General features: G+C 40.4%; 10 protein-coding genes and 1 pseudogene. 5 read left to right on the forward strand and 6 right to left on the reverse strand.

Annotated elements, in window-relative coordinates:
• Positions 1 to 184: 184 nt before the first annotated feature.
• The gene (locus PSI06_RS19660; RefSeq protein ID WP_004588110.1) at positions 185 to 523 is read right to left on the reverse strand and encodes a Grx4 family monothiol glutaredoxin; all 339 of its coding nucleotides are present in this window, start codon (positions 521 to 523) and stop codon (positions 185 to 187) included.
• Positions 524 to 790: 267 nt separating this feature from the next.
• Between PSI06_RS19660 and PSI06_RS19665 the strand changes: the two genes are divergently transcribed.
• From PSI06_RS19665 to PSI06_RS19680, 4 genes are all read left to right on the forward strand, one after another.
• Entirely contained in the window at positions 791 to 1,372 is a 582-nt protein-coding gene (locus PSI06_RS19665; RefSeq protein ID WP_004588111.1) for a Fe-Mn family superoxide dismutase, read from the forward strand.
• A 209-nt stretch (positions 1,373 to 1,581) separates the two neighbouring features.
• Positions 1,582 to 3,504, forward strand: a complete 1,923-nt coding sequence (locus PSI06_RS19670) for a PrkA family serine protein kinase (RefSeq protein ID WP_273604684.1) — start codon at positions 1,582 to 1,584, stop codon at positions 3,502 to 3,504.
• Positions 3,505 to 3,530: 26 nt separating this feature from the next.
• Positions 3,531 to 4,814: a YeaH/YhbH family protein gene (locus PSI06_RS19675; RefSeq protein ID WP_273604685.1), complete on the forward strand. Its 1,284-nt coding sequence runs from the start codon at positions 3,531 to 3,533 to the stop codon at positions 4,812 to 4,814.
• A 17-nt stretch (positions 4,815 to 4,831) separates the two neighbouring features.
• Positions 4,832 to 6,346 (forward strand): SpoVR family protein, encoded by a 1,515-nt coding sequence (locus tag PSI06_RS19680; protein ID WP_273604686.1) that lies wholly within the window; start codon positions 4,832 to 4,834, stop codon positions 6,344 to 6,346.
• 152 nt (positions 6,347 to 6,498) lie between these two features.
• Here PSI06_RS19680 and PSI06_RS19685 read toward each other — a convergent pair whose 3' ends face one another.
• Both PSI06_RS19685 and PSI06_RS19690 read right to left on the reverse strand, forming a co-directional pair.
• Positions 6,499 to 7,470 (reverse strand): sensor domain-containing diguanylate cyclase, encoded by a 972-nt coding sequence (locus tag PSI06_RS19685; RefSeq protein ID WP_029774351.1) that lies wholly within the window; start codon positions 7,468 to 7,470, stop codon positions 6,499 to 6,501.
• A gap of 3 nt (positions 7,471 to 7,473) precedes the next feature.
• Positions 7,474 to 8,478, reverse strand: a complete 1,005-nt coding sequence (locus PSI06_RS19690) for a response regulator (protein WP_004588116.1) — start codon at positions 8,476 to 8,478, stop codon at positions 7,474 to 7,476.
• Positions 8,479 to 8,694: 216 nt separating this feature from the next.
• Between PSI06_RS19690 and tpx the strand changes: the two genes are divergently transcribed.
• Positions 8,695 to 9,282, forward strand: coding sequence for a thiol peroxidase (tpx, locus tag PSI06_RS19695; RefSeq protein WP_273604687.1), 588 nt, complete (start codon positions 8,695 to 8,697; stop codon positions 9,280 to 9,282).
• Between the two features lie 113 nt (positions 9,283 to 9,395).
• Here the strand turns inward: tpx and adk are convergent, their stop codons facing one another.
• From adk to PSI06_RS19710, 3 genes and pseudogenes are all read right to left on the reverse strand, one after another.
• Positions 9,396 to 10,040 (reverse strand): adenylate kinase, encoded by a 645-nt coding sequence (adk, locus tag PSI06_RS19700; protein WP_004588118.1) that lies wholly within the window; start codon positions 10,038 to 10,040, stop codon positions 9,396 to 9,398.
• Positions 10,041 to 10,222: 182 nt separating this feature from the next.
• Positions 10,223 to 12,136: a molecular chaperone HtpG gene (gene htpG, locus PSI06_RS19705; protein WP_004588119.1), complete on the reverse strand. Its 1,914-nt coding sequence runs from the start codon at positions 12,134 to 12,136 to the stop codon at positions 10,223 to 10,225.
• A gap of 144 nt (positions 12,137 to 12,280) precedes the next feature.
• Positions 12,281 to 13,423 (reverse strand): annotated as a pseudogene (locus tag PSI06_RS19710) (1-acyl-sn-glycerol-3-phosphate acyltransferase); the annotation flags it as partial.
• Positions 13,424 to 13,544: the final 121 nt, after the last annotated feature.

Raw genomic sequence — 13,544 nt, forward strand, 5'->3', positions numbered from 1 at the left:
TACTTGCTCAACAATAGATAATTTAAAGCCTAATGTATAATCTCGCTGAGTACGCTTAACGTCTTTAGTTTTAGTGGTTTTCATAAAATAAGTCCTAAATGTGTAAACACATTTCAGGACAAGACATATATAGGCACAAAAAAGCCACGTAAAACGTGGCTTTAATAATCTAGCAAAGTAGCAATTACTCTGCGTCAGCTTCTTTATACTTAGCTGCAGTTTCAGTGATCAGTGGCTGTAATTCACCACGTTGAAACATTTCAATGATAATGTCACAACCACCTACTAATTCGCCCTCAACCCAAAGCTGTGGGAAAGTAGGCCAATTTGCGTATGCTGGTAACTCAGCGCGAATATCTGGATTAAGTAAAATATCAACATAGGCAAATGGTTCGCCACATGACATTAGAGCTTGTGACGCTTGTGAAGAAAAACCACAATTTGGTAATTTAGGCGACCCTTTCATGTAAAGGATAATTGGGTTTTCTGAAATCTGCTGTTTAATTTTATCAATGGTTTCCATCTACAACCTCAAAATGACGATAGCTTGATATACCTAGGGCTTGAAAATAAATCATTGTGGCCACAGATATATAACTTAAAATGGGCAAATAAAGCCGCAATTGAAATAGTCTTTAGCAATAGCATTGCTGTTTGCTTAAACTTGAGTAAAATACTCAACAATTATAGTAACACTATATTTTCGTTTGGTATAGGTAAGTGGTCTGTTCTATCAGGCATTACGTACTATCAAGCGAGTTATCAACCAAAAGAAGATGGAGATAAAAAAATGGCATTTGAACTACCGTCACTACCATATGCAATTGATGCACTTGAGCCTCATATTTCACAAGAAACTCTTGAGTATCACCACGGTAAGCACCACAACACTTACGTTGTTAAATTAAACGGTTTAATTCCAGGTACTGAATTTGAAAATAAATCTTTAGAAGAGATTGTTTGTTCATCTGAAGGTGGCGTATTTAACAACGCTGCACAAATTTGGAACCACACTTTCTACTGGAACTGTCTATCTCCAAATGGCGGCGGCGAGCCAACAGGTGCTATCGCTGACGCTATTAACGCTAAATGGGGCTCTTTTGACGCGTTTAAAGATGCATTAAACGACAAAGCGGTTAATAACTTTGGTTCTAGCTGGACATGGTTAGTTAAACTAGCTGACGGTTCATTAGATATCGTAAACACGTCTAACGCAGCAACGCCGCTTACAGACGAAGGTGTTACACCAATCCTAACTGTGGATTTATGGGAACACGCTTACTACATAGATTACCGTAACGTTCGTCCTGATTACCTTAAAGGTTTTTGGGCGCTTGTTAACTGGGAATTCGCGAACGCTAACTTCGCTTAATTAGCTATTATACGCTGATTTAAAAAGACGCCTCGGCGTCTTTTTTTATGCCTTTATAAAATTAAAACCGCCTTTATACGCGCTAAATTGCTAATTTAGCCACATGATCTTTTTTCACTTAAATTTTTAATTTTATTGCACAAAAATATCAATCTCTGACTAAACTTTAAAAAGTAAGCACCTTTTTAAAGCGGGTTTCGGAGGTTATTATGACTATTTTTGAGCACTACCAAGCACGATACGAAGCAGCACAAGAAGAAGAATACAGCATTAGCGAATTTCTAGAAATTTGTAAAAATGACAAATCAGCTTATGCCAGCGCCCCTGAGCGTTTACTTATGGCAATAGGCGAGCCGCAAATGGTTGATACCGTAACCGATGCACGTTTAAGCCGGTTATTTTCTAATAGAGTGGTTGCACGCTACCCTGCCTTTGCAGACTTTTACGGCATGGAAGATGCCATAGAACAAATTGTCTCCTACCTAAAGCATGCGGCTCAAGGCCTAGAAGAATGCAAACAAGTCCTTTATTTACTCGGCCCTGTTGGGGGAGGAAAATCTTCAATTGCAGAAAAACTAAAATATTTAATGCAACAAGTGCCTATCTATTCAATTAAAGGCTCTCCGGTAAACGATCACCCTCTCAGTTTGTTTGACCCAGTAGAAGATGCCAACGTTCTCGAAAAAGAATACGGTATTAAACCACGTTATTTAAAAACGATTATGTCGCCATGGGCTGGTAAACGATTAAAAGAATTTAACGGCGATATTAGCCAATTTAGAGTCGTCAAACGCTACCCCTCTATTTTAAATCAAATAGGTATAGCCAAAACCGAACCCGGTGATGAAAATAATCAAGATATTTCTGCATTGGTAGGCAAAGTAGATATTCGCCAGCTTGAGCACTTTGCTCAAAACGACCCCGATGCCTACGCCTACTCAGGCTCTTTATGTTTAGCAAACCAAGGTTTAATGGAGTTTGTAGAAATGTTTAAAGCCCCTATCAAGGTGCTGCATCCACTCCTTACCGCAACGCAAGAGGGTAACTACAACGGTACTGAAGGTATTAGCGCTCTGCCCTTTAACGGCATGATTTTAGCCCACTCAAATGAGTCAGAATGGCAAACATTCAAAAATAATAAAAACAATGAAGCGTTTTTAGATCGTGTTTATATTGTAAAGGTCCCTTATTGTCTGCGCGTGACCGAAGAAATAAAAATCTACGACAAACTTATTCAACATAGTGAACTTGCCAGTGCACCGTGTGCACCAGGTACGCTTAAAGCGTTAGCGCAATTTACTACCTTATCTCGATTAAAAGAACCTGAAAACTCTAGTATTTACTCAAAAATGCGGGTCTATGATGGTGAAACCCTAAAAGATACCGACCCTAAAGCAAAATCTTATCAGGAGTATCGTGATTACGCAGGGGTAGATGAAGGCATGACCGGCCTTTCCACTCGTTTTGCTTTTAAGATTTTGTCGCGCGTATTTAATTTTGATACTACCGAGGTTGCAGCTAATCCGGTGCATTTATTTTATGTTTTGGAGCAACAAATAGAGCGTGAACAATTTAGCGCCGAAGTGGAAGAGCGCTATTTAAGTTTTTTAAAAGGCTATTTAATTCCGCAATATGTTGAGTTTATTGGTAAAGAACTACAAACCGCATATTTAGAGTCATACTCTGAATATGGCCAAAATATTTTTGACCGCTATGTGATTTATGCTGATTTTTGGATACAAGATCAAGAATACAGAGACCCAGATACAGGACAGTTATTTGACCGCGCCTCGTTAAATGCAGAACTTGAAAAAATAGAAAAACCCGCCGGCATTTCTAATCCCAAAGATTTTAGGAACGAAATAGTTAACTTTGTATTACGTGCACGCGCTCACAATAATGGTAAAAACCCGTTATGGACAAGCTACGAAAAACTACGCACTGTGATTGAGAAAAAAATGTTCTCAAATACCGAAGATCTACTGCCTGTTATTTCCTTTAATACAAAAACCTCCGCTGAGGATCAACAAAAACACGAGGACTTTGTTAACCGCATGGTTGAAAAAGGCTACACGCAAAAACAAGTGCGTTTACTTTCTGAGTGGTATTTACGGGTTAGAAAATCGCAGTAACCTTCATGTAGTTTAGGGGGAACAGTATGGCGCATTTTATAGATAGACGCTTAAATGGTAAAAACAAAAGCACGCTTAATCGTCAGCGCTTTATTAGGCGCTATAAAAAGCAAATAAAAGAAGCAGTGTCTGATGCGGTTAATAAACGCAGCGTTACCGACTCAAGTTCAGGGGAGAGTATATCTATCCCGCAACGAGATATTAGCGAGCCCATTTTTCACCAAGGCAAAGGGGGCGACAGAGAACAAGTTCACCCTGGCAACGATCAATTTTCAACAGGTGACAAAATTGAGCGCCCTAAAGGCGGCCAAGGTGGTGGCGCAGGCGATGGCGATGCAAGTGATTCAGGCGAAGGCCAAGATGACTTTGTGTTTTCTATTTCTAAAGATGAATACCTTGATTTACTCTTTGAAGACCTAGAGCTGCCCAACTTACAAGAAAACCAGCTAGATAAGCTTGTACAAATGAAAACTCATCGGGCTGGTTTTTGTAGCGATGGTATGCCCAGTAATATTGATATAGTACGCTCATTACAGGGCTCACTCGCCAGAAGAGTCGCCATGAGCGCGGGTAAAAAAAGGCGCCTAGCAGAGCTTGAAGGCCAACTTGCGATGGAGCGTGAGCAAGCCGACAGCGACCAAGCCATCATTGCGTTATTACAAGAGGAAATTGAACAACTTAAACAGCAAATAAAAGCCGTACCATTTATTGATAATTACGACTTACGTTTTCGTAATTATGAAAAACGCCCCCACCCCACCAGCAAAGCCGTTATGTTTTGTATTATGGATGTATCAGGCTCAATGGATCAGGCCACAAAAGACATGGCAAAGCGTTTTTATATTTTGCTGTATCAATTTTTGACCCGAAGTTATAAAGACATTGAGGTGGTGTATATACGCCACCACACACAAGCTAAAGAGGTCGACGAACAAGAGTTTTTTTATTCTCAAGAAACTGGCGGCACTATTGTCTCCAGTGCCCTTAAATTAATGAACGAAATAATAAAAGAGCGCTATGATTCAGAGCAATGGAATATATACGCAGCGCAAGCATCTGATGGCGATAACTGGGCAGACGACACCCCACACTGCGGTGAAATATTACGCAATAAGCTACTTAATGCGGTACGCTACTTTGCCTATATAGAAATTACCACGCGTGCGCACCAAAGCTTATGGCGCGAATATCAAAGCATCACCCAAACCCATAGCAACTTTGCAATACAACATATTCAAAGTGTTGAAGACATTTACCCTATGTTTAGGGAGCTATTTAAAAAAAATCGTCAACAACAAGGGGCTGCTTAGCCTAAGCGAGGTTTACTATGAGCACTGAACGAATTAGCGATGGCCCAGATTGGACCTTTGAGCTGCTTGAGCAATATCAAACTGAAATAGCCCGTGTTGCAGCGCATTACCGCTTAGACACTTACCCTAACCAAATTGAAGTAATAACAGCTGAGCAAATGATGGATGCTTATTCAAGCGTAGGCATGCCTATAGGCTACAGCCATTGGTCATATGGTAAAAAATTTATACAAACCGAACAAAATTATAAGCGTGGGCAAATGGGGCTGGCTTACGAAATTGTGATTAATTCAAACCCCTGTATTGCTTATTTAATGGAAGAAAACACACTCCCTATGCAGGCACTGGTTATGGCGCATGCCTGTTATGGCCATAACTCATTTTTTAAAGGAAACTACTTATTTAAAACATGGACTGACGCAGACTCCATCATAGATTACTTAGTGTTTGCTAAAAATTACATTAGCCGCTGCGAAGAAAAATACGGTATTACACAAGTAGAAAGCTTAATTGATTCATGTCACGCATTGATGAATTTCGGCGTAGATAGATATAAACGCCCGCAGCAAATTTCCCTTTTTGAAGAACAAAAACGCCAAAAAGAGCGTGAAGACTACATGCAATCTCAAGTAAACGAGCTATGGCGCACTATCCCCGCTCAACAGCAAGAAGCTAAAAAGCAAGAGAGGCATTTTCCGCAAGAGCCGCAAGAAAACATTTTATACTTTATTGAGAAAAACGCGCCTTTATTAGAGTCTTGGCAGCGAGAAATAATACGTATTGTGCGAAAGATATCGCAATATTTTTATCCGCAAAAACAAACCCAAGTGATGAACGAAGGCTGGGCTACCTTTTGGCACTACACCATTTTGAACCATTTATATGATGAAGGTAAATTAACCGACTCCTTTATGATGGAGTTTTTGCAAAGCCATACCAACGTGGTTTATCAGCCACCTTATAACAGCAATTACTATTCAGGTATAAACCCGTATGCATTGGGTTTTAATATGATGGTGGATATTCGCCGTATTTGCGAAAACCCAACAGATGAGGATAGACGCTGGTTTCCTGAATATGCAGGCACTAATTGGCTAGACACACTGCATTTTGCGATGGAAAACTTTAAAGATGAAAGCTTCATAAGCCAATTTTTATCACCTAAGTTGATTCGTGATTTTAAGCTGTTTACTATTGTCGATCACAGCCGTAACCCACATCTAGAGGTAGGCGCAATACATGATGATAGCGGTTATCAGGCTGTACGCGAAGCGCTTTCAGCACAATATAACTTGAGTAATCACGAACCTAATATTCAAGTATATAATGTAGATGTTAGAGGCGATCGCTCTTTAACGTTGCGTTATGTTCCTCACAATAACATCCCCCTTGCTGACTCGCATAAAGAAATGCTAAAACACCTGTACAGGTTATGGGGATTCAAGGTTCAATTAGAGCAAGAGACCTGTACAGGCGATGTGTCTACTCTTGGCCAATGCCCAGCAGATGATACTCGCCATACTACAGAGTAAATAAAATGCCTGATAAAGAATGGCATTTTAATCAAGCCCTTGTTAAGGATTTACTGCCAAGACTTGCGGCGCAATTAGATGCATCCTTGGTTACTTTAATTTAGCAGTAATATTACCGCTGCCTTAATTTTAGCAGCGCATAAAAAAGACGCTTATGCGTCATTTTTTATATCCTCAAAATCGGTTACTCTGTTACGGCCATGCTCTTTTGAGTGATACAGGGCTTTGTCAGCGGCTTCAATCCACCGCTCATGTTTTGCAAAGTCAGGGCTATTTCCTGCAAAACCAACACTCACAGTCATCTCTATTTTTGTGTTTTTATAAACAAAAGGGTTGGCTTCTATTAACGCTCTTATGCGCTCGGCAAATATTGCTGCGCCTTGCTTGTCGGTATCGAGTAAAGTAACAACAAACTCCTCCCCACCATAACGCCCTGCTATATCGGTTTCGCGAAGCGTCGTTCGTAACAGTTCTGAAAGGTGGCGTAGCGCTTCATCGCCACAGCTATGGCCATGCTCATCATTAATTTTTTTAAAATGATCGATATCAAACATCAATAATGTGCTGCTGCCACCGCTGCGCTTAACACGCAAAAACTCTTGGTGCAGTGTGCTTTCCCAATGCCCACGGTTAAACAGCTGCGTCAAGCTGTCGGTTTGGCTTACTTGCTCCAAACGCTTATTTAAATCTTCTAATTCTTTTTTATTGACCGCCACATCGGTAACATCATAAATAATGATACAAATATGACTGACCTCACCCAGTGTATTGGTAAGTGGAATAAAGGTCGCATTTTGGTACATGTAATCCGCTTTACCGGTAATGGGGCGGTAGTTTTTAAAACGAAAGATGTAAGGTTGCTGCTCCCAGATAGTAAAAGAGCGGTTTTTAAGTACAAATACAGACTCTGACTTGCTTCTAAACCATTTCTCATCAATCGAAGGAAATAAATCAAATAGGTCTTTGTCTTTTACAGCACTTGGTAATAGCCCAGAATGGTTTTCCATAAAGCCATTCCATACACACACTTTATAATTTCTATCCAGTACAACCAGGCCCACATCAACCGTGTTAAACATATCCATTAACCAATGGATCTCATTCATTTCTAAATCAGCGGCCATAACTTAGTCTTCTAATAGGTAAGCAACTTTGTATTTCAAAGTTTTAAGTGAATCTTCGGTAAATAACAGCATAAGATCGCAGTTAATATCGTGGTTTTCGATGCCGTAGCTTATTTCTATCGCTAAGGTTCTTTGCCAACGAGATTTATTTGATTTAACCAATTCAGATACGTCGCGATGTTGGCCAAGTACAATGGGATGACCTTGGCTAAAAGACATATCTAGCTGTTTAGAAAGCCCCGTTAAAATTGAGCCTATTAAAATATTACTAATATCCATAAGTAGCTCAAGCTCAACTTTGTCGTTCAGCTCACCGTCGTAATTCATCAGTGACGCAATTTCTTTAAAGCTTGAGTCGTTTAATAAAAGTAATGCCTCGCCCGATACGCCACCGCCAATAAAGCCTTGGCACACCCCTGATGTGGCAGCATTATTGTCAATTGACTGCAGCGCCATATCCAGTTCATTAACTTCAAGCACATTCACATTCGGAATTGGCAGCTCTACAAACACATTCAAAAGCCGTGCAAGCAAATCGCCTGCTTGGCCCATAGCGACATTTGTAAGCTCTTGGTATATATCGCGCACATCTGGGTCTACTTGTTCACCTAAAGAATGAGCAAGACGCTCGCGCATGGCTTTATCTTTAATGCCATGATGCTCGATAATATCGGCAAGTTTTTCAGGTGAGCAAGGTTTTTGGATAAAATCAATGGCGCCTAATTCAAGTACGCGTTGGTGCGCATTTGGCTGAATATCGCCAGATACAACCACGGTTAGAATATTAAGGCCTTGCTCTTTCATGGCCATAAGGACTTCGTAACCGTCCATTTCAGGCATGTTTAAATCAAGAAAAAGGATTTCAGGCTCGATTATTTTTAGTTTTTTGATGCAATCAACACCATCTTGAGCAAACTCTACTTTAATATCCCAGTCATCTGGTAAAGAGCGGGCTAGCTGGCGCCTCGCTAATTTTGAGTCGTCACATATTAATACGGATGTTGACATACTATCTCTCTATTATTTAACCCAATGTTGTCAATAGGCCTTATGACTTTATTAAAGATACATTTTGTAACTACATGTTAATAAAAGTTCATGCAGTTTACAATTTATATATCACAGAACTTATTATTATTTTTACAGTGATATTTAATCGCTTGGTCAGTGATATTAAGTATAATACACTCAAACCTATTGCGTTAATTTAAAAGGAAATAACCTATGGTACGCTCTCTTATTTTTGCACTAAGCACACTGGCTTTAAGCTCAGTTGGGCACGTATCACAGTACCCAGAAAACACGCTTGATGCAGGTAAGGTCTCTGCTCAGGGTAAGCCTGTCACTTTGTTAGGTAAAGGTGTAAGTGTAGGTGATAATGCGCCAAATTTTAAAGTGGTTGATGGTGGTTTTGCCCCTGTAAATCTTAATGATTATAAAGGGCAAGCTGTATTAATCAGCGTAGTGCCAAGTTTAGATACTGGCATTTGTAGCTTACAAACCAAACATTTTAATGAAAAAGTAGCGACGCGATTTCCTGCTATCGCAATACTGACCATCAGTGCCGATTTACCTTTTGCTCAAAAACGCTTTTGTAATGCTGAAAACATCGACAAAGTAACAGCTCTTTCTGACTCTGTATGGCGAGACTTTGGCCAAAAATATGGCTTAATTATAAAAGATATGGGGCTACTAACTCGCGCTGTGCTTATTTTAGATAAAAGCCATACAGTGATATACAAACAGCTCGTGTCTAATTTATCTACCGAGCCAAACTACGACCCAGTAATAGAAAAGCTAAAAACGTTATAGGTAACAGGGCGTGTTGACCTTTGGTGGTTTAATTTTAAATTGTTAAAAGCTACTAAATACAAAAAAACCGCCCTTGGGCGGTTTTTTAATACCTAAGCTGTGTTTAGATTATATTAACCTAAAAGCTCTGCTAGTTGCTGGCTTACTGTTTCAACAGCTTGCGTACCATCAATTTTATGGTACTGCGTGTTACCTGCTTGCGCTTCAGCTTGGTAGTAATCAACCAATGGCATAGTTTGCTCATGGTAAATAGCTAAACGTTTACGAACTGTTTCTTCCGTGTCATCTGCACGAATAATAAGCTCTTCGCCTGTTTCATCGTCTTTACCTTCCACTTTTGGTGGGTTGTAAACAACGTGATAAACACGGCCAGAGCCAGGATGTACGCGACGTCCACCCATACGCTCAACAATTACTTCATCAGCAACGTCAAACTCAATAACGTGATCAACCACAACGCCATTTTCTTTCATAGCATCTGCTTGTGGAATAGTACGTGGGAAGCCATCAAGTAAAAAGCCTTGTTCGCAGTCTGGTTTAGCAATACGCTCTTTCACTAAACCAATGATGATATCGTCAGAAATTAACTGACCTGCATCCATTACTTTTTTCGCTTCTAAGCCAAGTGGTGTACCTTCTTTAATGGCTGCACGAAGCATATCACCGGTAGAAATTTGTGGAATACCGTATTTGTCCATTAAAAACTGAGCTTGAGTACCTTTACCAGCACCTGGCGCGCCCAAAAGAATAATGCGCATATCATTGTCCCCTAGTATGGATATTTATTTTAAAGCCTGAATTCTTCCACAAGCGCTGCAGATACTCAAGCAACTTATACTAATTGCCTACTTTAGAGCGCATAAAAAAAGGAAGCATACGCTTCCTTTATAATTATGGTTATATTTTAGGCTCTTTTAGCAATTAAAAGAGCCTGTTAGCCTTACTTATTTAAATCAAGCATTAACTTGTTTAAACGTGTTACGAACCCGGTAGGATCTTTTAATGTACCGCGTTCAGCAAGTAAAGCTTGGTCTAGTAATACATGAGACCACTGTGCAAACTTATCTTCGTCTTGCTCATCGTTTAAGTGCTTAACTAACTGATGCTCAGGGTTAAGCTCAAACACTGGCTTAGCCTCTGGTACAGGTTGCCCTACTGACTCCATAAGCTTTTGCATTTGCGAGCTCATGTCGTTCTCATCGCTAACCACACAGGCAGGAGAGTCTGTTAAGCGATGCGTAAAGCGTACTTCTTTAACTTCTTCGCCTAGCGCTGTTTTAATGCGCTCAATTAAGCCTTCTACTTCTTTTTCAGACTCTTCTTGTGCTTTTTTCGTTTCTTCGTCGTCAAGCTTACCTAAATCAAGGTCGCCACGGGTAATTGACTGGAATGATTTTTCGTTAAACTCAGTTAAGTGGCTCATCATCCACTCATCAACACGGTCACTTAGTAATAATACTTCGATGCCTTTTTTGCGGAAGATTTCTAAGTGCGGCGAGTTTTTAGCCGCTGTAAACGAATCAGCAACCACGTAGTAAATTTTATCTTGCTCATCGTTCATACGCTCAATGTATTGCTCAAGCGATACATCTTGTGTTTCTGAGTCGGTATGCGTAGATGAGAAGCGTAACAATTTAGCAATGGCTTCTTTATTCGCTGTATCTTCTGCTGGGCCTTCTTTGATTACTTGGCCAAACTCGTTCCAAAATGTTTGGTAGTCTTCGGCTTTGTTTTTAGCCATACGCTCTAGCATTTTTAAGATACGAGACGTACACCCTTTACGAATCGCTTGCGTTACTTTGTTATCTTGTAAAATTTCGCGCGATACATTTAGTGGTAAATCGTTTGAATCAAGCAAGCCTTTTACAAAGCGCAGGTAGCTTGGCATAAACTGCTCAGCGTCATCCATAATAAAGACACGTTGAACATACAGTTTTAAGCCACTTTGGCGCTCACGGTTCCATAAATCGAACGGCGCTTTTTTAGGGATATACAATAAGCTTGTGTACTCAGTTTTACCTTCTACTTTATTGTGCGCCCAGTTTAGCGGCTCTTCCCAATCATGGCTTACATGCTTGTAAAACTCTTTGTATTCTTCATCAGAAACCTCTGACTTATCACGTGTCCATAAAGCGGTTGCACGGTTAATGCTTTCCCATTCACCTGGAACTGCTGGGATTTTTTCGCCGTCTTCGCCTTCAGACTCAGGCACTTCTGCTTTATACATTTGTACAGGCGTAGAAATATGATCTGAGTATTTAGTAACGATGCTACGTAAACGGTATTCATCCGCGTATTCTTTTTCTTCTTCACGCAGGTGTAAAATGATATCCGTACCACGGCCTTCTTTTTCAATTTCTTGTAACGTGTACTCACCTTCACCTTGTGATTGCCACTCGTACGCTTGTGTTTCACCCGCTTTACGCGTGCGCACTGTCACTTCATCAGCCACAATAAATGCCGAGTAAAAACCAACACCAAATTGACCAATTAATTGCGAGTCTTTACTTTGGTCACCGGTTAAGTTTTTGAAAAACTCAGCAGTACCCGACTTAGCAATAGTTCCTAAAGAGCTAATCACTTCTTCACGCGTCATACCAATACCATTGTCAGAAATGGTAATTGTGTTCGCTTCTTTATCTGCGCTAATACGTACACGTAAATCGGCATCACCTTGGTAAAGGTCGCCATCAGAAAGCGCTAAAAAGCGTAGCTTATCGGCGGCATCTGATGCATTTGATACAAGTTCACGTAAAAATATTTCTTTATTCGAATATAACGAATGAATCATTAAGTTTAATAGTTGTTTTACTTCTGTTTGAAAGCCTAATGTTTCTTTTTGTGCTGCAGTCATTTATGTATCTCCAATTAGCAAAGTGTCTGCGTTATGCACTTAATATGGGGTGAGGTGGAGTAACTTCAAGGGAAAAATTTAAAAAAGCAGCTTTTGCGCTGACATAAATAAAAAGCCACATAAAAATGTGGCTTTTAGAGTTAATTACGGTGTATTTTTAGCGTGCTGGGCTTTTAAAGCGCTGACTTGTTCGTGCAAATAATTAGCACTTACCTGCTCAGCGCCAATCGGCTCTCCCACACTCACCGAGACTAAAGACCATTTAAGGCGTGGTAGTTGCCACTTGGCTTTACGGCTAAACATACTGCCCCACAAGCCATCTAAGTGAACGGGCACAACAGGCACAGGTGTGCGCGCTATAATCCGCTCAATGCCCCGCCTAAACATGTCCATTTCACCATTGCTTGTTAGTTTTCCTTCAGGAAAAATACCAACTAACTCACCGCGTTCAAGCGCTGCGGCAACCTCATCAAATGCTTTTGCAAACGCCTTTGGGTTGGCTTTTTCGCTATCAATTGGAATAGCTTTTGCCATTTTAAATAGCCAATGCAGCGCTTTTGAGTAATAAATGGGAGCAAACACCATAAAGCGTATAGGCCTAGGCGAAGTGGCTAAAATAAACATCCAATCTACAAAGCTTACATGATTAGCTACAATAACGGCTGCACCTTCGCTTGGAATATTTTCATGCCTTTTTGTGCGCACGCGATACATGCATATGGCTAAAATATAGATAACAAAGCGCAAGAAAAACTCCGGCACCTTAGTGTAAATATAAATAGAGATAAGCAAATTAAGCCCCGCCAAAAGCAATAGTAACGACGAAATATGCCACTCTAAAACAAAGAGCGTTACAATACTTAATATGGCACTGCCAACCATAAAGAGCGCATTAAGCACATTATTAGCAGCAATCACCCGTGAACGACTTGCCTCCTCGGTACGCTGTTGAATAAGCGCATACAGCGGCACAGTATAAAAACCGGATGCAATACCAATACCTGCCATCCAAACAAAATGCCATACCATGTCGCCTGTATTGAGCACTTGCTTTAGGGTTAATAAGTTTTCAGAGGGCGCGATATATTCACTAATAGCCGGCTCTTGGCTTAGTAAATACAAAAATAGCGTAATTAAAATAGCGCCAAAAGGTACAATGCCCAGCTCAATACGTGAGCGCGAAAGCTTTTCGCACAACAAAGACCCCACGGCAATGCTTAGCGAAAACACCACCAGCGCACTGGTTACCACGAGTTCATCGCCACCCATTACATGCTTAACGTAATTAACCTGAGCTGCACATAAGAAATGGAACTAAATGCCCTTGCGGTGATCAGATCTTTCGACCAAGAAACATAAGATTACCAAGGCAAGGGCATGAATAACTTAGATGCAATTTACGTAGATG

The sequence above is a fragment of the Pseudoalteromonas sp. GABNS16E genome (genome assembly GCF_028598715.1).
Lineage (GTDB): Bacteria > Pseudomonadota > Gammaproteobacteria > Enterobacterales > Alteromonadaceae > Pseudoalteromonas > Pseudoalteromonas atlantica.

Coding starts and splice junctions, on each gene's coding strand:
- PSI06_RS19690 (WP_004588116.1), bottom strand. CDS start 8,478: ATGTCAACATCCGTATTAATATGTGACGACTCAAAATTAGCGAGGCGC.
- PSI06_RS19665 (WP_004588111.1), top strand. CDS start 791: ATGGCATTTGAACTACCGTCACTACCATATGCAATTGATGCACTTGAG.
- adk (WP_004588118.1), bottom strand. CDS start 10,040: ATGCGCATTATTCTTTTGGGCGCGCCAGGTGCTGGTAAAGGTACTCAA.
- htpG (WP_004588119.1), bottom strand. CDS start 12,136: ATGACTGCAGCACAAAAAGAAACATTAGGCTTTCAAACAGAAGTAAAA.
- PSI06_RS19680 (WP_273604686.1), top strand. CDS start 4,832: ATGAGCACTGAACGAATTAGCGATGGCCCAGATTGGACCTTTGAGCTG.
- tpx (WP_273604687.1), top strand. CDS start 8,695: ATGGTACGCTCTCTTATTTTTGCACTAAGCACACTGGCTTTAAGCTCA.
- PSI06_RS19660 (WP_004588110.1), bottom strand. CDS start 523: ATGGAAACCATTGATAAAATTAAACAGCAGATTTCAGAAAACCCAATT.
- PSI06_RS19675 (WP_273604685.1), top strand. CDS start 3,531: ATGGCGCATTTTATAGATAGACGCTTAAATGGTAAAAACAAAAGCACG.
- PSI06_RS19670 (WP_273604684.1), top strand. CDS start 1,582: ATGACTATTTTTGAGCACTACCAAGCACGATACGAAGCAGCACAAGAA.
- PSI06_RS19685 (WP_029774351.1), bottom strand. CDS start 7,470: ATGGCCGCTGATTTAGAAATGAATGAGATCCATTGGTTAATGGATATG.